Origin of the sequence: Silvanigrella paludirubra, from assembly GCF_009208775.1 — a bacterium.
GTDB classification, from domain to species: Bacteria; Bdellovibrionota_B; Oligoflexia; order Silvanigrellales; family Silvanigrellaceae; genus Silvanigrella; species Silvanigrella paludirubra.
Window position 1 is genome coordinate 608,214 of the sequence record NZ_WFLM01000001.1, and the last position, 19,199, is coordinate 627,412.

The 19,199-nt window shown below is 26.4% G+C and carries 14 protein-coding genes; 2 read left to right on the forward strand and 12 right to left on the reverse strand.

Annotation, left to right across the window (positions count from 1 at the left end):
* Positions 1 to 82 precede the first annotated feature (82 nt).
* Positions 83 to 706: a 2OG-Fe dioxygenase family protein gene (locus tag GCL60_RS02835; RefSeq protein ID WP_153418349.1), complete on the reverse strand. Its 624-nt coding sequence runs from the start codon at positions 704 to 706 to the stop codon at positions 83 to 85.
* A 136-nt stretch (positions 707 to 842) separates the two neighbouring features.
* Here GCL60_RS02835 and GCL60_RS02840 point away from each other — a divergent pair, with 136 nt between their 5' ends.
* Positions 843 to 1,733, forward strand: coding sequence for an ATP-grasp domain-containing protein (locus tag GCL60_RS02840; RefSeq protein ID WP_153418350.1), 891 nt, complete (start codon positions 843 to 845; stop codon positions 1,731 to 1,733).
* A gap of 22 nt (positions 1,734 to 1,755) precedes the next feature.
* On the opposite strand, the gene GCL60_RS02845 is transcribed toward GCL60_RS02840, so the two are convergent.
* The 4 genes from GCL60_RS02845 to GCL60_RS02860 all read right to left on the reverse strand — a co-directional run bounded on the left by GCL60_RS02845 (position 1,756) and on the right by GCL60_RS02860 (position 10,390).
* On the reverse strand, positions 1,756 to 2,259 hold the full coding sequence (locus GCL60_RS02845; protein WP_153418351.1) for a hypothetical protein: 504 nt from the start codon (positions 2,257 to 2,259) through the stop codon (positions 1,756 to 1,758).
* The gene (locus GCL60_RS02850) at positions 2,228 to 4,171 is read right to left on the reverse strand and encodes a hypothetical protein (RefSeq protein WP_153418352.1); all 1,944 of its coding nucleotides are present in this window, start codon (positions 4,169 to 4,171) and stop codon (positions 2,228 to 2,230) included. The genes GCL60_RS02845 and GCL60_RS02850 overlap by 32 nt, the downstream gene beginning before the upstream one ends.
* Positions 4,172 to 4,626: 455 nt before the next feature.
* On the reverse strand, positions 4,627 to 6,117 hold the full coding sequence (locus tag GCL60_RS02855) for a deaminase domain-containing protein (RefSeq protein WP_153418353.1): 1,491 nt from the start codon (positions 6,115 to 6,117) through the stop codon (positions 4,627 to 4,629).
* A 43-nt stretch (positions 6,118 to 6,160) separates the two neighbouring features.
* Positions 6,161 to 10,390, reverse strand: coding sequence for a hypothetical protein (locus GCL60_RS02860; protein WP_153418354.1), 4,230 nt, complete (start codon positions 10,388 to 10,390; stop codon positions 6,161 to 6,163).
* A 662-nt stretch (positions 10,391 to 11,052) separates the two neighbouring features.
* Here GCL60_RS02860 and GCL60_RS17255 point away from each other — a divergent pair.
* Positions 11,053 to 11,286 (forward strand): hypothetical protein, encoded by a 234-nt coding sequence (locus tag GCL60_RS17255; protein WP_161998052.1) that lies wholly within the window; start codon positions 11,053 to 11,055, stop codon positions 11,284 to 11,286.
* Positions 11,287 to 11,882: 596 nt separating this feature from the next.
* Here GCL60_RS17255 and GCL60_RS02865 read toward each other — a convergent pair.
* The 7 genes from GCL60_RS02865 to GCL60_RS02895 all read right to left on the reverse strand — a co-directional run bounded on the left by GCL60_RS02865 (position 11,883) and on the right by GCL60_RS02895 (position 18,827).
* Positions 11,883 to 12,911 (reverse strand): methyltransferase, encoded by a 1,029-nt coding sequence (locus GCL60_RS02865; RefSeq protein ID WP_153418355.1) that lies wholly within the window; start codon positions 12,909 to 12,911, stop codon positions 11,883 to 11,885.
* Position 12,912: 1 nt separating this feature from the next.
* Positions 12,913 to 14,082: an MFS transporter gene (locus tag GCL60_RS02870; protein ID WP_153418356.1), complete on the reverse strand. Its 1,170-nt coding sequence runs from the start codon at positions 14,080 to 14,082 to the stop codon at positions 12,913 to 12,915.
* Between the two features lie 3 nt (positions 14,083 to 14,085).
* Positions 14,086 to 15,720 (reverse strand): radical SAM protein, encoded by a 1,635-nt coding sequence (locus GCL60_RS02875; protein WP_153418357.1) that lies wholly within the window; start codon positions 15,718 to 15,720, stop codon positions 14,086 to 14,088.
* Positions 15,695 to 16,510, reverse strand: coding sequence for a multinuclear nonheme iron-dependent oxidase (locus GCL60_RS02880; RefSeq protein ID WP_153418358.1), 816 nt, complete (start codon positions 16,508 to 16,510; stop codon positions 15,695 to 15,697). The genes GCL60_RS02875 and GCL60_RS02880 overlap by 26 nt, the downstream gene beginning before the upstream one ends.
* Positions 16,511 to 17,840: 1,330 nt before the next feature.
* Positions 17,841 to 17,936, reverse strand: a complete 96-nt coding sequence (locus tag GCL60_RS17515; RefSeq protein ID WP_474104027.1) for a hypothetical protein — start codon at positions 17,934 to 17,936, stop codon at positions 17,841 to 17,843.
* Positions 17,911 to 18,480 (reverse strand): DDE-type integrase/transposase/recombinase, encoded by a 570-nt coding sequence (locus GCL60_RS02890; RefSeq protein WP_153418359.1) that lies wholly within the window; start codon positions 18,478 to 18,480, stop codon positions 17,911 to 17,913. Before GCL60_RS02890 ends, GCL60_RS17515 begins: the two co-directional genes overlap by 26 nt.
* Positions 18,477 to 18,827: a transposase gene (locus tag GCL60_RS02895; protein WP_153418360.1), complete on the reverse strand. Its 351-nt coding sequence runs from the start codon at positions 18,825 to 18,827 to the stop codon at positions 18,477 to 18,479. Before GCL60_RS02895 ends, GCL60_RS02890 begins: the two co-directional genes overlap by 4 nt.
* Positions 18,828 to 19,199: the final 372 nt, after the last annotated feature.

Sequence of the window (19,199 nt, forward strand, 5' to 3'; positions counted from 1 at the left end):
TACAATATAAATAGCCTCTTTTTATTTAGAGGCAAGAAATCACTTCTATATTATATTCCTTGTAAAAAAAAGATTTAGATATTTATTTAAATGTAAAAACAAAGACATCTCTATAAGCTTCAAAATTAAAAACATCGGAATGAAATGGTGTCGTAAAATGATAAAATATTTTATCATTGAAAATAAATAAATCATTAGGGGTTAGCTTTTTTTCATATGCTACCGTTATTTTATCTTGATCAAATATCTGAGTAACGCCACCTTTTATATTTTTTGAAGCAATACAACAAATTGCTATAAATTGAAAACCGTCTTGGTGAATACCTTCTGGCGCTGGTAATCCTAAATTATTGTTTTTACAAAAAACTCTTATTTGATGGATCCCAATTTGATATTCAAATTTTGGGAGTTCTACTAAAATATTAGGTAAAATGTGCTTTTCAATTTCTTGCAAGACGTTATCTTCCAAGCTTTCAAAATTTCTATTTAAATTACCATTATATAAATTTGTCTCTATGCTTTGAAAAAAAACATTATTATTTAACCAATTTACTGTTTGATTATAATTTAATTGTCCTAAGGAGTAACGCCTCTTTCTGTAATCATAATTCTCTTTTGTGTAACGATCTAAAGGTAAATTTTGGAATGAAGAAATTAATTCAGAACTTTTGAAATCAATTTTTTTTAATTTGTAAAATATTTCCATAATTCTCCTAGCAATATTTATTTTTGAACACTATTGGTAACTTTTCTAATTAAAATTTCCAAAATATATTCTTGTTTTATTTAAAAAATAATATTATATTCTTCAAATTATATCAACTACCGTTAGGAATAAAAAAATGAAAATTGCATTATTAGATTCAGATAATAAAGATTTTTTTTTAGAAAATTGCTCTGACTTTATTGACGAGTACAAGTTATTAAAACCATATATGAAAGAGCTTGGGGCAGATTTAGAACTAATAAATTGGAAAAATATAAGAAATAATTATAAAGAATTTGATATTATTTTTCCAAAAAGATGCTGGGATTATTCACAAAACTATCCAGAATATTTAGATATGCTATTAGAATTAAAACAACAAAAGAAAAAAATGGTTAATAATACAGATTTAATTATATGGAACTCACATAAAAAATATTTACTCGATTTAAAAAAATTGAATTTAAATGTAGGTGAAATTATTATTATAAATAAAAATACAGATAATTACTTTAATTTAATTCAAGACTTTATTTCTCAGAATTTAAAAAGCAACTTAAATATTGAATTCATTGCAAAACCAGCTATTGGTCTTGGCGGAAAACACGTATTTAAGTTTTCGAAGAATGATATATTTGAAAAAAAAGGGGAGTTTGAAGAAATTTTGTCACAATGGGATTTAGTTGTACAGACATTTTTTTCAGAAATTAAGGATGAAGGTGAGCTTTCATTTTTCTTTTTTAATCATAAATTTTCTCATGCTATAAAGAAAATACCTGCTATAAATTCTATTTTAGCCCATCAATTATTTGGTGCTAAAAATCTTTCCTATATTCCTTCACTCGAAGAAATTAATGAAGCTAAAAAATTTATAAGTCATATAAATCCAAATTACGCTAGAATTGATTTGGTTAAACATAATGGAAAAATGTATTTAATTGAACTTGAACTAATTGAACCTTATTTGTATTTAAATGAAAATATGACTGAAAATATTTATGCATTTTGTAAATCAATTTTGGGTTAGAAAAAACTCGAAATAAAGCCAATTAAACATTGGCTTTTTCTTCATTTTTAGCAAAAATTTTCGGATAAACTTTTTCATTTTTCGCAAACTGTGTAATAGAAAAAGCACCTCTATGTTCAACAGATATGAGAGTTAAATAAAATTTTAAAGCTAAGTCTATTTCTTCATTAATATCTTTTACAATATTGTCCATATAATATTCATATGCTTCAAGTTCTTTTGATAAACTAATTAAATTCATTAAAGTATTTGTATATTTTTTTATAATATCTTCTTCTGTTGGCTTCCGTGAAAAAAATTTAAAAGCATGATTGTCGAAATTTTTCATTTGCTCAATTAATTCAATTGAATCTTCATTAATTTTAACAGATAGTTTTGCAATATTATCTAGCCTTTTTTTAAAAATATTACCAAGTTTATGCATTGAGTCCCCAGGCGTTACTGCCCTATGAGTGAAAAAGGAATAAGCAGGATCCCAAAGTTTATTATTTTTTTCATTTATTTTTCTGCACAAATTGTTCTTCAATTTCTTTCCAAATTTGCGCTTCATTAGCAGAAACTTGTCCTGCTAAATTTATAATTCCTACATCTATAAGTAGGCCAAAAGGAGAAAAAGCTAAGTTTGATATAATACTATTAGAGAATAACCCAGTTATATTCGAAAATAAATTAACAGCTCCTGCAACATGGAATCCTACATACATACCATTCGCAATGTTGCCGGACCATTTTCGGATTGTTGCGTATTTATCTTTAGCGTAATTAGAATTTGAAGCAAAAAGTATTGCATCAAAAATTGAAAATGCTACCCATGCTCCAGCATTAATGGCATAAGTTTGATTATTTATTTGAGTAAAGTAAGCTTGAGAAAAAGGAAGATTCGCAAGTATATATACCCCCCTTCTTGCGATATCGGCAGGATGCTGAAATTCGTCATAATAGCTTTTAATTGTTTGATAATTCGTTTTTTTTCTGTCTACTTCCATTTGTCTGTTAAATATATTTTCAACTGCAGTTTTATTTTTTATTTCACAATTATTTGGCATCATTGTTAATAAAACAAATGAAGTTAATTGTTTTGCTAAATTAACATCAACTTTATTATATTTGCTAGTTATATATTTATAAATAATATCCCTAGTATTCGCATCCCTTGCAGTAGCTTTCGAAGTCATAATTTTAGACATATTTTCTTCAAGGCATATGTCCCTGCTTTTAAAGAAACCGATTTTATTTTGATCACTTGTTAGTAAATAAAGAGATTGTAATGTTGAAGCCTTTAACGCTTCCAATTGTATTCTTAATGTATCGGCAATAATTTTATTACTACGTGAGTAATACAAAGTTTTATAATATAAATCCCGAATTTTAGGAATTTCTTTTTCATACTGTTTTTGTTCTAAAAAAATATTTTCTGTATAATAACTACTACCAAATTTAAAATATTTATCACAATTTTCTTTTAATTCACAGTAATATTTGAATGCATTTGCAAAGTAAAAATTAAACTGTCCAGTTCTAGAAGTTGATTCCTTAATATTTTTTAATGCTGACTTTATGGCATCTAAATTTGGTAATTTATTATCTTTTACTATAGATAATTCTTGATCAGCCAAAAAATATTTATTTTTTTTGACCAGATTATAAGCACTCTTAGTAGCATTTTCTACAACTGTTTTCGCTGTACCAATACCTGTAAGAATTGCAAACGTTTGAGTAGTTGCGACAACACCTCCTATTGGTGGTATTGCTATAGAAAAAACAACTGCATGAAAACCAAGTACTGGAATAACAAACATATTAAATAATGTACTATCAGAAGGTGTTAAAAAATAATAATCAAATCTATCCCAATAATGCTTACTCTGGTTTTCCCTTGTTAAGTAAAAGTTAAAATTCATATTTTTATACCAAAAGTGGAAATTCTGTTTTTTAGCCACTTCATGATACTTATTATTTAATTCAGAATAACCAGGATAAAACGTTTTTGCCGCAACTTTTTCAGAAAAAATAAGTTTTTGAGAAACATTTTCTTTTTCTAAAAATTTTACTACTTCACTTTTATTTTCTATTTTTGAAAAAATTTCAATTAAATATTGCTGAACTTCTTTTTCACTCATTTTAGACTTTTTAGGATCTGTATGAATTTCTGAGCTCAAAAAATAAGTTAACGATTTAAAATAGGACTCACATAGCGTTTGGGAAGGTTCAAAATAATATTTTTCTTCTTCTTTTGAAAGCTTTATTTGTAGTGCAAGATCTTTTTGAGTATATTTAGTAAATGTAAGATCTGATTTATTTTCTTCATTAATTTTATTCGTATCAGGATCTATATTTTGAGAACTTTCTGCATTCAAACTTGGAATCTCACTTGAAGAAGACGATTTAGCTTTAAAACCTAAATCGTAAGACTGCTCGTTTTTACTAAATAGACCCATAACTCACCTCCAAGACATATGACTCATTAGCATACAAAACATCTAAAATTCCTAAAGCAAGTTTTATTCCAGTTTGGTATTCTATTTAGAATTAGCTTGGTGATAGATAGAGTTTTTAAATTATTATAATAATTGGTATAATTTATTTTTAAAAATACATATGTTTGCTACTAAATAAATTTTTTTATTTTATTAAAAAAATTTAACAAGCGGTTCTTCTTTTAAAAGAACAACACATGAAGAGTTTTATTTTTTCATTTAATTTGATCTCAAACTCTCTTTGATTGTTTGTCCTTTCCAAAAGAGAATGGAACTATAGCTAATAACATTATGAAATAGTTAAGTAACATCACACATTGCCTGCTTCAAATCTAAAGCCTGGTATTGCGACATCTACTTATCCGAAAGTGGACTTTCTTCATAAATCAAATGTAATATTTTTGCAGAGGATCAGCTTATTGATGACGTGTGAGATAATCTGCTTTCATTTCAGTCTCAAGTTTAGGGATAAGAGTTATCACTTTTAAAGAGACATTTGGTCTTTGCTCTTTAAAAGACTCATAGCCAGTAATACAAGAATTGCATGCTGGTTTAGAGGTATAAACGTTTAATTCGCCAACGATATTTGGAACTTCAATTGTTCTATCCAAGAATTGATTCAGCAATTTATACTCAGAGTCCGCAATGCGCGCATCTTTTTCCAAAATAAATTGTTCGGATTTAAATTTTTTTAGAGTCTCTTCGCCCAATTCTTGCATATTTTTTAAATCGTAGAACTCTTCAATCATATCAGCTTTTTTTTTGCCTTGATTAATCGGGAGTTTCTCAAAAATTTCAAATTCTTGTGTATTTGCTAAATCGTTTTTATTTAAATCAGAATTTCTTCTTTTAGTATTGATAGCTGGAATATAATTCTTTCCAAATTGATTAACCATTATAATATTATCTTGCAATAGTGTATCAATAATATGAAGTCTTTCATTTAAGGCTTCTTTATTTAAAGGGTATTCATTATTTCTAATCTTATCCTGTAATTTTTGTTTTAATTGCGTTGAAGGCTTTTTAAATTCAAAATTCATTCCACTTATTGAATAATACTTTTCTTTTTCTCCGCTACTTTTTATGAACTCTGCATAAGAAAATGTCTTTGATTGATTTAAGAAATTTATTCGATCTGTCGTTTCATAATCAGATAAATAACTTATATTTTTGAACAAGATTACTTTTAAATCTTTATCAATTTCATCTAAAAGAAGTTTAATTTTAATTGAATCATTCATTTTTGGAAGATTTTTAGATGATAAAACTTCACCATTTATAGTATAACTAAAATCTGTTACAACAACATGATCTTCCACTGGGATGGGGCGAATATCTAAATTTTTTAAGTCTTGTTGTGTTTTAGTTATTTTTTTATTTATAGCTGCCATATCTGCTTGCAACTGATTAATTACTCCGTCTGCTTTTTTTTCGTTTCTTGCATTATCGAAATTACTTTTCGCAGTTTTTAAACTTTCATTTTCTGATGACAATCTTTCAATTAATTTAAACTTCTCATTATTTGCTTTTAAATACTTCATTTGATCTAATAAATTATAAGTTAGTTTATTAAATTCATCTCCCCCTATAAAATTTGGTAAATTTTCATTTAACTTATTTTTTAATAATTCAATTTTGGTTGAAGCAAATACTGCTCTTAAAACATAATCTTTAAACTTATTTGCAAGAAAATCATTTGATGAAAATAACTCATATCTCGAAACAACTTTATTTAAAAACTCATGAGCTTCATTAAAAACTCGATACTGTTCACCTTTATCTTTAACTACGATCTCTTGATTTTTAAAATTAAGCAAATAATTACAGTCAGAATTTGCTGCAACAGAAATACCTGAACAGGTAAAAATACTTATAACGAAAATACTTTTTATTAAGTTTAACTGCATAAAGAATCCTTCAAACTATGTTTAATTTTTTAATTTAATGTTCCTAGTTAAATATTTGATTGACTTCACCATCTAATAAATCTTCCAATATAGAATCTAATTTTTCACTTGATAAAATAATAGAGTCATCTAATTCTACTTGTAAATCTTCCTTTACTACTTCACGCCAATAAAAGAAGTCCTTAATTGTTATATAAGAATAATTAATTTTTCCTTCTAAGAATTGCACATATAAATCATTATTTATTCTGCCAAATTTTAATGCTATTTTTCCATTTTCAGACTTTGTTTTATCAATTCTTTGAAATTTAATTGCCTCGGACAAATTAGCATACTTCATAACATAATATGAATTAGGTTTAACATCAGAAGTTTCACTGTCAAAATCAACATTAAATTCACTTCCATTTTTTCCATCTAAAATATTTGTTATTTGACTTAAAATTCCATCAGGGATAGAAAGATTTTCCCCTAACTGAATTTGTAGATGCCTATTTTTCTGGTGCTCAAACCAATTTTTTACAATTATAATATAAGTATTATTTAAATTAGAATCTAAAAGCTCAATTTTTAAGTGTTTCTTTTTATACTTTAAATCGATAAATTTAGTAAAATTAATATTTTTAATATTATTTTCATTATCATTAATGATTAAATTATCTAGTTTATTAAGCGCATCTTCATTTTCAATGATTGAAAGATAAACAGAATTTTGTTTATCTTTATTATTTACATTATAGACATAGCTGTCATGTCCACTGCCACCAACTACAGTTGAGTAAAATTTATCTGCATTATTATCTAAGAATAAATTATTAAGTAAGATATTTTTTTGACTCACATTTTTACTTGAATCAAAATTCAAAATAAGAGTATCATCCCCTCCATTTCCATAAATGCTATCAAAACCACCCTCACCATAAATTATATTATCTTTATCATCAGCAGTTATGTTATCATTTTTTTGTGTCCCTATTATATTTTTAATACTCGTTTTTATATCCATACTAGCCATATTAAGCAATGAATTTTCTGCTTTCATTTTATATGTATCGATACTCGTCTTGTATTCTTTTGAATTTGAATTTTCACTAGTATTATCAAAAATTTCACCTGTTTTAGAAGTTAATATATTTCCTTTTAAGTCTGAAATTAAAAGGTGCTGATGATTTATACTAGCAAAATAGCTGCGAACTATAATTGCTGGGACAAAATTATCTTCAACGTAAAAGCCAAGAATTAAATCATTTTCAATTTTTTGCGACCTTAAATTGTTAAGATCAGTCATAATGACATCAAACGCCTCTGATTTACTATCAAAACTAGAATCATAATTATCTATAATTTTAATACCCGTCAGGTTACTTTGTAAGTTTTTATTAATTTCGTTACCTTGGGTTTTAATTTTTAAATAAGATAGATTTAATTCTTCTAGCAAATAGAGCAAATCTTGCTGAAAATTTATTTTATCTAGCTGCGTTTGAAAATTTTCTATTTTATCACTTATATAAATACGGTAAGGATCATTTTCTAGCTTTGCTAAGTTTTCAATATTTGAAATAATTTCTGTGTAACTAGCAAACTTCGCTTTTAAATCATTTATTTTACCCTTCATAGTTCTAATATCACTTGATACACCACGATCGGTAACAGCAGTTTCAATTTTAATTATATTACTTGATATTTCTTTAATATTATTCTCTGAAATTCTTGCAACTTCGCGAAAATCTAGATTAGCATAGTCAAAATCTTTTAAATTTCTTAAATATTCTTGTGGCGAATAATTATATTCTTCTCTAAACCAACTGTAATGATTTTTAATTTTATTAATAGAGGATTGTAAATTTCCTTTTGTATTAGTTATTTTCTGAATTTCACTTTTAATATTTGTGATATTTCTCTCAATTAATGAAAAATAATCGGAAATATTATTAATCCCAGAATTGTATAAATCATTTTTTAAGATGACATAAGTATCGTTATTTCCACCTCCTGAAAGAATATCTTTACCTTTTCCAGGATACAAAATATCATTCCCATCATATCCAAATAATTTGTCATCACCATTATAACCAAAGAATACGTTATTTTCTTTGTTACCATGAATGGTATCTTCTTGATTTGATCCAATGACATTTTCAATATTTCTTAATTCAGGTAAATTGGATTTTACTTTTAATTTCTGATCAAGACTTAGCACCAAATTTTTTTCTTTTATGCCTTGTAAATTCAGTGTATCAATGCCATTTTTTCCATCAAGATAACCTTTATCCTCAGTTTTATTTTGAATTTCATCAAAAAATTCAAATATATCATCATTATTTCCTCCTTCAACTTGCATAAAAAAAGTTGCAGGATGTATATTAAATAAATTAATTGTATTTTTATCGGCAACAATCGTATGTATCATATTCCCTTGCTGGCCTTGACTACCATAGCCTACAAAATATAAATTCGCTTTTTTATTTGCAGGAACTGCAGCAAGCAGATTTTCTTGCTCCCGAGTATTGTTTGATTGTTTAACAACCATTCGCTTATCTAAATCAACAGCTGGACAAGGATCTGTATCATTACGCCATGTAAAACTTAAATCTTTTTTCAAGGATGCATAGATGCTATATTCATCATAACTTAATAAATAACTTTTATTTCTAATACTATTAGGAGTTAATATATCTTTTGTAGTTTCTTTATGCTGTAAAATATTTGAATAATTTTGAATATAATTCAGGTGTGCCTTTTCTAATTCTCCTGAATTTTCAGAGAAGTAAGAATTATTTGTTAGACAAATATGATCTTCATTTTTAAGTTGTTTTTGCTCAGTTTTGTAACCACTAAGATCATCACCAATATATTTTGAATGGGTATAGGGTATATATAAAAATATTTGAGGATAAATTAACTTACTTATATAATACAAATTCGACTGTTTATTATCTCTATAATTTTTGAAAAATAATTCATTATTTTCTTTTAAAATGCCTGGAATATAAATTTCTTGAATGTGATGAGCAGATTTTCGCGTCCTAAGTTTAAGGTCTTTATCCATTTCATATAAACCAAAAAAAGACTCTATCGATCTAGGTACAACATAGTTTTCATTAAAACCAAATCGCCTTAATTCATCTGCTATCCTTACTGCATTGTAAGTTCCTTGGGAAAACATAATTGTAAAACCAACCGCTGCTCCTATAGGGCCAGCTTTTGCTGATAAAGGAAGGAGAAGAGCTGTTCCCACTGAAGTAACTGCACTCGCCGTATTAAGGCTGGCATTGACAATATAATCCTGCTTTTTAAAAGGATCTGTCTCTACATTCGCAGCTTTAAATAACTCAACCGCATTATAAATTTCAAAACCTGCAGAAGCAATATTTAATGCTACCTGTACTTTAGTAATATTTTTAAAAGTATTCTGATGCCCATTCCAATATGCTGCACTTCTACTTGCTTTAAATAAATCTAAAGCTAAATCTGCATTATTCGTGCCTAAATGCAATGAATCTTTTATACCTGTACCAATATTTCCATTCTGAAAGGAACTATTAATATTGCTAAAAGCATTTGGCATTGTAACAAAATTCATTAATACATTGTATTTATTTGCTCCACTTGCAAATTTCTCAACCCCTTTATATGCGTATTTTTTTACTTTTGTAAGCTTACTGGTGGTATAATTTTTGGTTGCATTTTTATTAATAATATTTTCATAATTGATCAACTTATTTAACTCATTCTCGGTAAGATGATGAATTTCGATTTTTTTACTTACGCTGTCAATTGTATTTATCATTTTTTTACTTGCATCAAAGGTATTAAAAAGAGGTTTTTTATTTGTATTTTTAGAGTCTAAATGAAACAAAGCATTGTTTTTTTTCATGTCAATAACAAGTTTTGTGAGATCATTTTTTTCGTTATTAAAATAAGCTAATTTTGTTTTAATAAAATCATTGTTTCCATCTTTCAAACGCAAAGTATTTAAAAAATCAACCATTTCATTTATTGCATGATACTGCAGATAAACTTCAGAAAATGCGACCTTATTTATTTTCTTTAATTTGCTTGTATATTCTTGCTGATCTTCACGCGCACTTAAATTTTTTTTAACTTCTTCAATCTCTGTGATGTCAAGACCGCAAGCGGCAGCTTCTAACACTAGATTTTCATATTTTTCCTGCGAGTCACCACTTTGCTGTTTATTACAACTATAAATTGAAGTTGCTATAACAAATAATAGCGAAAATTTTGCTGTATTTCTTTGGGTTACAGTATACATTTTTATCAATCCTTGATACAATTTATTGCAAACTCTATATAAGGCCATTTACCTTACGACTCGATGTGTTTAGCGAAACAAGTTTTATAACCTACTTATTTTTTAGATAAACACAAATTTAATTTTGCAAAATATGTAAAATAAAATATTTTAGAAAAACAGAATAAAGATGAAACCGCATTAAAAACGGCTCTGTCGCAGAAATAGTTCAACTGAGAGTAAAGTATTTTCGATTAACAGATATTTTGGAATGTTTTTTTATGAGGTATAAATTGCTAAAAAATTAGGCCACTTTGTTTAGTTTGAATTATTTTAAAGCGAATCTGACATAGACGTTGCTTTTTGAAAATAGCAATTTTGGATTGATTTTATATTTTTTTTAATTTTCATAAAAATAAACATGAGAAATGAATTAAATTATGATAACTTCATTTTGTCCGATTTTTATAATCGATTTATAATTCATTTTGTAAAAATCAAAAATTAAATACGGAAATAATATAATAAAAATAATTTTATATATAATTTTTAATTTCTTATTTGTAAATTTAGCATATGGAGAGACAAAAATGCATGTGCTTTTAGATGAAAGTAACGTAAGTCCTTATTCGGTTGATGCGAGAGGAGGAACCTTAGCAACCTTTAATGCTTTTTAGGATGGTATGATTCAATTAAAGAAAAATAACTTATCTTTAAAAAATGCTCTGGATTTAATTTATTTCTATACAAGGAATAAAAAAGAAGTTCAGTATGACATTAGTTTAATTGAGTTTGAAAATCATTCCAACTTAAGTTACAATGCATTTTATTCAAAAAATCCAAGATCTGTTCATTCCATATTTTTTACAAATAATAACCCTTTAGGCATCTCTCATAATTTCAGGAAATTTATTTAATTTGCAATTGATAGAGAGGCATTACAAAAATTAATACCGGGTACATCAGTTTCAACTGAATTACTTCCTAAAAATTATTGGGGACGTGCGCAATTAAATAATACATATAATCCTAAAAAAGTGCAAGAATTATTTAATTCATTGCCTAAAGAATTAAGGGAAACAGAATGGCAAGTTCCATTTGAAATTTCAGGTCTCATCATTGTCCAATTAGATCCTCTAATTACATTTGCCGCCCTTAAAGTTAATTTATTTAATTTATAAGAAAAGCCTTTATTTGATCAAAAACTTGAAGATTTATATGATCAAGCATTTAAGTCGAGTACAAAAGAAGAAAAAGTAAACCGCGTCCAAACACTTTCACATTATGTAAATGAAAAGGCATATTTAATACCTTTAATAGAAAGGAAAATGATTATTTATTAGAATCCAAAAACGGTTGAAAATTTAGGTGAACAAGATCAGGCTCTAATCTTTAATGCATCACATGTAGAAATAAAGAAAATAAGAAAATTAAATTTATATTAACAATATCATGTCAAGACTTTTTAGACTAAAAAAATTCATTCAATAAGCAACTTAAAAAATCAAAATAGTTACTTAACATTTATTTTTTTTAATATAAATAACGCTTTAGTTGGTTCTGAAGGTTTTTGTATATATTTCTCAATTATAAAATTTGATTTTTCAAAAAGTTCTTTAAAATCTTGATAATTACGCTCACTAGATCCAAAATAGAGTTTCATTGAAAATCTTCCTACAATTTCAGTTTGATCTGAAATAGCTTCAAATGGAACAACTGTATCAAAAACTATAAGTTTTGATGTTTCGCTCATGCGTTCATTAAGATTTTTTAATATTAAATGAGCATCAGCATCTTTCCAATTGTGAAGAATCCAAGATAAAATATATGTTGTTCCGTTTTCTGGTATTGTTGAAGGTTTAAAAAAATCACCATCTTTTAATTGAATACGAGATTGAATATTACTAAATCTTGTATTCAACTCCTTTTTTAATAATTCAATAATTTCAATTCTTTCAAAAAGAATTGCTTTAGAAATATTGAATTTATTTAATAAAGAAACTAATAAGTTTCCAGAGCCACCACCACAATCAACTAGAACCTCATTATCATTTATAGAAATATTATCTATGATCCAATCTGAGTGAATTTTTGATTTTTCAGTCATTGCTCCAAGAAAAGATGAGACTCTTTCCTGATTAGAAAAAAGCTGCGTCCAAGTATCGTTAGAGCTAGATGAATTAATTAATTCAACTGCAGATTTTCCAAATTTTACAGCTTCATCAATATAATTCCAGTGATCACCCCATGTAGATAGACTAAGAAGTAAATTTTTTAGAAAATATTTTGATTTTGAATTTAAATAAGTTAACGCTTCTTCTGTATTATAAAAATATTGATCATTTTGGAGAACGACCCCAATTTTTTTTAAAAGAAGCATAAAATCTTTAGTATAATCAAAATCAAGATTTAATGAAATTGCTATTTCTTTTGCGGTCATTTTCTCATTTGATAGTTTTTCAAAAATTCCTAGCTTACATGCAGCTAAAATAATTTTTCCATCATATAGATTTAATAAAGGAGTAATTTTTCCATAATTCATATTAATATACCAATCTTTTTATTGAATACAAAGTACCCATTATGCTAATAATTAAAACACAGAATCCAGAAATAATAAATATTGCTCCCCAGGAGGAAATATTAATAGTTAAAAAAGAAAACAATAATATTCCAAATAAGTTTGTTACTGATGAAATAAATGCTAATTGGCCAAAGTAAATTCTTTTTAAAGAGCTATCAGAATTAGGTATTTCAGCAATAAAGGAACGAAATCCATTTAAAAGTAATGTCATACCAATCGCCATAATTATATTACCTAAAGATAAAACTAATAAATTACTACTTGAACCAATTATAGCAAGACCACCACCTGACATAATTCCAGCAAATTTTCTATGTCTAGTTAATAAAGGCCATTTAGTAGTAATAAATCCAGAAACAAGCATAGAAATATTTTGAATTGTCATAAATACTGCGATCATTTTTGGATTTAAATTAATCTCATTAAGATAGACTAAAATACCTCCATTATAAGTTGAAGCCATTAAATTAATTATAATTACAATAATCCAAAAAAAATAGTTATTAATATAAAAAGAGAATAATCCTTTTTGATTATAAGAATTTATATTCAAATAATTTATTTTGTTATTTGTTAAAAATAAAAATATAAATAAAGCTGATATTACATAAGAAAGTCCATTAATTAAAATTATATAAATAATTGGTATTTTCAAAGTAAATAATAATATAATTGAAATTGATGGAGCTAATATTTTTGTTGCTGTTAAAAATGTTGAATCTAAATGTAAGTATCTAGTTGTATTCTCTGAGGCTAGAAACTGTTGTGCTGAAGCTGTAATTAAAATAGAAAAAAGAGTAAAAATAAGACTAAACAAAGCTAAAGAATATTTTGATAAAATATAATTACCATCTGTATTTATTTCAAAAATGCAAATTAAAAACGTAAAAATACCTGCACAAAAATTTGCAAAAATTAATATTTCTTTTGATGAGAAAATTAATAGCCGGGGTAGAATTACCCAGTTTCCTAGAAAACTTCCAGTTACTGAAGCTAAAATTACAAATGGTATTTCTGATTCTCTTTTTGAGCTTACTAAATATAAAAGTATTGAGTATGTGCAAATAGTTGAACCAATGTTTGATATAAATCTTCCAATAATTAAATTTATAATATTTTTTATGTCCATAAATTAGCTATAAACCTTTGAACATATACTGCATGGAGTTGAATTATTATCCATCTTAAATTTATGATCTTCAATATTTGAATTTTTATATTTCAAATAATCTTCAAATGAACCTAAACTTAGAAATATAAATTTATCATCAAAATGTGCTTTAGCAAAAATTTCATAAATTGAGAGCTCTTCTAGTTTACTAAAACTAATATGTTTCTTAGGATAAATAGTTCCTGTACAATATACCCATCCACTATCAGGGTAAACCGCTGCTCTATTTCGAACAGGACATTTTAAATCGTTGAGTTTAGGTTCAGTTAAATTATTTATTTTTAGTAATGATTTAGCTCTTCCTGACTTACTAAATTTTGATCGATATTTCCATTCTATTATATGTGCTATATTATATTCTTTTGCTTTTGATATAATATCTTTTAAATATTCATTATTTTCTAAAACTTCAATATCAAATAAACATTTATTTCCAATAATTTCATAATGGCGTTTTGCAAAATTTAAAATATGTTCTACAGATATAAATGGTAAATGAAATTGACCTGTGCTAATTTTTACATGATCTTCAGCATTGTTTCCAAATCCAACACTTTTTAATTGTTTTAATATATTACATAATTTAAGATCGTCTTTACCTAAAAATCCATTACTAAATGGAATAATTTTTTCAATTTTTAAATTCTTTAATTCCTGAACGAGTTCTACCAATTCATCTGGGAATTGGAATGGTTCTCCTCCTGATATTCCTACTTCATTTAAGCCCATTGAAACCCATTCGGTAATATTTGATTTAATTTGCTTCCATTCTATAAATTTTTTCTTATTTTCAGGACTACTTGCATTATAACAATGAGCACATCTTGCATTACAATAAAATGATGTAGTTATTCCTAGACTTTTTGGAAGCCAAATAGGATATACCGATTCAATGAAAGATTGAAAACTCATATTATAATTATTTGATTTAATGGAATGAAAGTATCCATAAATTTCAAATTTTGATAATCCCCAAAATGAGTTATATTTTGAGTTATTATTCATTGCCAATGATTGAGAATTCCAACCATATATATTACTTAATTTTTCAATTATTTCTGAAGTATTTTTTTCTTTTTTAAATACTTGAATAGATATTTTTCCCTTTATTGATTTAATTTTAATTATGCCTGTTAGAGAATATTTTTCATAAATATATCCATTTACAGATAATAAAATACTATTTTCCTCTGATAGAATAAAAAATTCTTTTACAAATTCATAAAGATAGGGAATTGATTCATCTGTTTTAATAAGTCCAAATTCTATTTGTTGTGCTGCAATTGCAGCTGTAAAAAAATATAATTTGGATTTATTATAATAAGGAATATCTGAATTTCTAATATAATTTTGAAAATTTAATAAATCTCCCCAGCTTCCATAATCTCCTGCAATTGGTTCAGTTTTATCAAGATAATTATCAAGTAAATTTATTAAAATATCATTTTCATCATTTATAAAGGCACCTTTTAATGTGTCAAAAATCCAATCTTTACGATCGCGCCTATATCGCTCTTTTTGAATTTTTACTCCAATATTATTTAAATTTAATATTTCTTGTAATTCTTTTTTAAATCCCGAAAATTGATCTAACACGTCGAGTCTCCTCTAAAGTTTCTTCAAATGGAGGGATTTTTTGTTCACGTTCAATAACAATTAAAGTATTTTCTTCAAATATTGATCGGTATTGTTTCAATAAATCCCAGCTTCTTTTATTAACTGGACTTGAATGAGTATCTCTATAAAAATTTTCATGCCATTCACCCCCTGCGAGATGAATTTCTCCAATTGAAACTCCATTTAATTTTTCTAATTCCATATCTGCAGAGATACCAAAATTTATTTCATTTGCAACTAAATTTGAAATATCTAGAAGCATTTTTGATTTTCTTCCCTTAAAACATTTTGGAAATATATTTACCGCGCTATTTTGATGTTCCATTAGAAATGGTGCTGCAGGATTTTCAAAATAAAATGGACATGAAGTTATTTTGGATTCTATAATACTTAATCTCTTATTAAGAAGATTTTCTGCCTCAATTCCAATGGGAGCTGGTGTTAGACTGGAAAATGCTATTCCATCTAATGTAGTTAAAGCATAATGATCCGCCCAAGCTAAAAATGAATTAGAATTTAAAAATTTTTCGTGTAATTCTAATTTATTATCTTCCCAGGGTGAAGGGTCTAGCAAAGATAATGAATATCCATGTGCAGTTGCTGGTTTGTGATCTAATATTTTTTGAAGTGTTTCTTTTGCTTTAAAATCTTTACGGTAAATAAAACCTTCAATAGCTATTTCAACAAAATCTATTTCTGGATGTTTTAATGATTTTTCATAATACTCTTTAGGTACATGTTGTGGGGAAAGGGATATTCCAATTTTCAATTTTTTTTACTCCAAAAAAATTATAATGGAGTACAAAAAATGTACTCCATTATAATTTTTTATAATAATTAATAGCAATAATTACATATAACAAATTGTATGACCAGAAACTTCAATGTCTTCAATAATAATTATAGTTTCATTATTTTCTTTTAAATTTTCCATTTTTGACTCCTTATAGATTATTTTTTGATCCAGGTTTTTAATGTATTTCATTTTTTTTAAATGACAAATTGCTAATGTCAAAAATTTGTCATATTATTTATTTGTATTTTTGGGGTTTCTATGAAATTTTTAAAAGTCTTTTTTAATAAAAAATTGAAAGAACAAGATTCGATTTTTGTTATTTTGAAAATTTGTATATAAACATGCAACAATTCGTTTATTGGTTTTAAAATATTTATTGACTTACTTAAAAAATAAAAATTATGAATACTCTTCAAACTGAATTTAAATTCAGTTTGTTATATTTCTTTAAATAAAACAACTAAAGATAAATTAATTACAAATTAAAAAATTAATAATGATTTTTGAATTAAATATTATGGTAATTTACTTTATAGTACTGAAAAATAATTAAATAAAATTCTTATTATTATGCTCTAATAATCTCTTTTTAAATGAATTTGAATACTTAAAATTTGATAGATAAGAATAACTCAACGACAATTATATTATATTACATTACATTTTAATCCTGCAAATAATATAAAAGTCATAGAATTAATATTTGAGATTATAATTTAAATAGAATATTTACTTCCCTCTCTCGTCTAAAAAAATTTTAGCTGTATAAAAATATTGTAGTTTTATACAGAATTCTTAATCTAAGGAGAGAATATGACAAGAAAAAGGAGTTTCTTTTTATATCCAATACTTGCAGTCAATATGATTAGTATAAGTAGTTAAGCGAATACGATTTTGAATATTCTTATACAGCAGTAGAAGATAAAAATGTAGTCAAAATATCAAGAGCAGAAGACATAGAAATAATCTACTTAGTTGTAGCGACCCACCTTGGAAAATTCTCAGGACCGAATTGTGGACTGTCTGGCCCAAATTAAACCACCTTGAATATTTTCCAAGGTGGGTCGCTACATATATGTTGTAATTACAAATGGTCATCAATTTATTATAGGAAAATTTGTAAATACAAAAGGTACTAATTGGGAAGAAAATACTATAAGAATTTTTTAGACTTTGGATGATATAGAAAAAAATTTCATAGAGTTTTACAATTTAATCTCCAAGGAATCTATTTTAAAAAATAGTTTTATAAAACTTCAAGACGATGATTTTGATAATGGTATGATCCCCGAAAAGTGGACTGTTAAATTTCATAATTTTCTTCATATTCTAAAGGTGCGTGATAATCAAGGGCAGAGTGAGCACGGATTCGATTATAAAACACCTCTATATATTCTATGACTGAAGATTTTTGCTTCTTTTCTTGTAAGAAAGTTACAACGATGCACTAATTCTTTTTTCAAAGTGGAAAAAAATGATTCCTTTTGGAAAATGAAATCTTTTTTGTATGCCATATTTAGTGAATTCAAAACAAGTTCTCTTTTTAAATTATCTTGCATGCTCCAACCAATTATCGCTCTTGAAAAAGTATCTAAAATTATGCACAAATAAATCCAGCCTTCTTTAGTTGGAATATAAGTAATATCGCTAGTCCAAATTTCATTTGGTTTATAGGAGGTAAAGTCTCCCGAAATTAAATTTGGACAATGTAATGCTTGTTTATCAATCTTTGTTGTTATTTTAAATTTGGGTTTTCCAATCCCTCTTCTGTATCCATATGTTGGTCTTCCATTTGTTATTATTCTTAATATTAAAATAATTTCTTCATCTGATATGATATTATTTTGTTCCCTTAACTTTCGAGAGCTATTATTATTTTCTTGTTGAAAAGTGCTTAATAAGTGAGAGCGTGAAACACCAAGCGCTTCGGCAATTGGTTTCATTTGAAATCTCCGAGTCCTTGCAAGGGCTCTTGCGAGATCAGTTTTTTTTCACGTCCTATTTTTACCGCTTCTTTTAATATTTCTACTTCAAGGGTTTTACGTCCCAAAATACGTTCTAATTCATGTATTTTTTTCTGTAATGCCTTCAATTCAGATATGGGAACTACCTTTTCTTCTGCTTCTACCGCTTCCATTTGTCCTTCTTTCATAAGTCTCCTCCAAACATACAATTGGCTCGGTTGGATCCGGTATTTTCTAGACACAGAACTTGTAGAACTTTCTGGCTGCAATGTTTCCTCAACAATTCTAAGCTTTTCTTCTGCCGTAAATCGCCTCCGGCATCGCATTCCAAATATGACTTCAGTCGTATTACTAGTCTTACTAATAATATTTAACACCCATTAATTTTATAGGAAGTATTCGACTTTATAAGGGGCTACATCAATCAGTAACTATAATTTTGTATTTCCGTTTTGTAACTGACACAACAGCGGTTTTTTCTTCTAATTTTTATGGACTTTAAATATTTTTTGATTGATATTAGAAAGGCAGTCCCACAGTAGGCTTCGCAAGAGGGCTCGTGGGCATTTTTTATTTAGGATTATATTTTTATTTTGTGGGTTTGAAACCATATTTTAAGTTCATATAAATTAACTATATTTGCAGAAAATTCAGTTTGATCTTTAGCTCTTAAAATCTATAATTATATATTAAGAGAT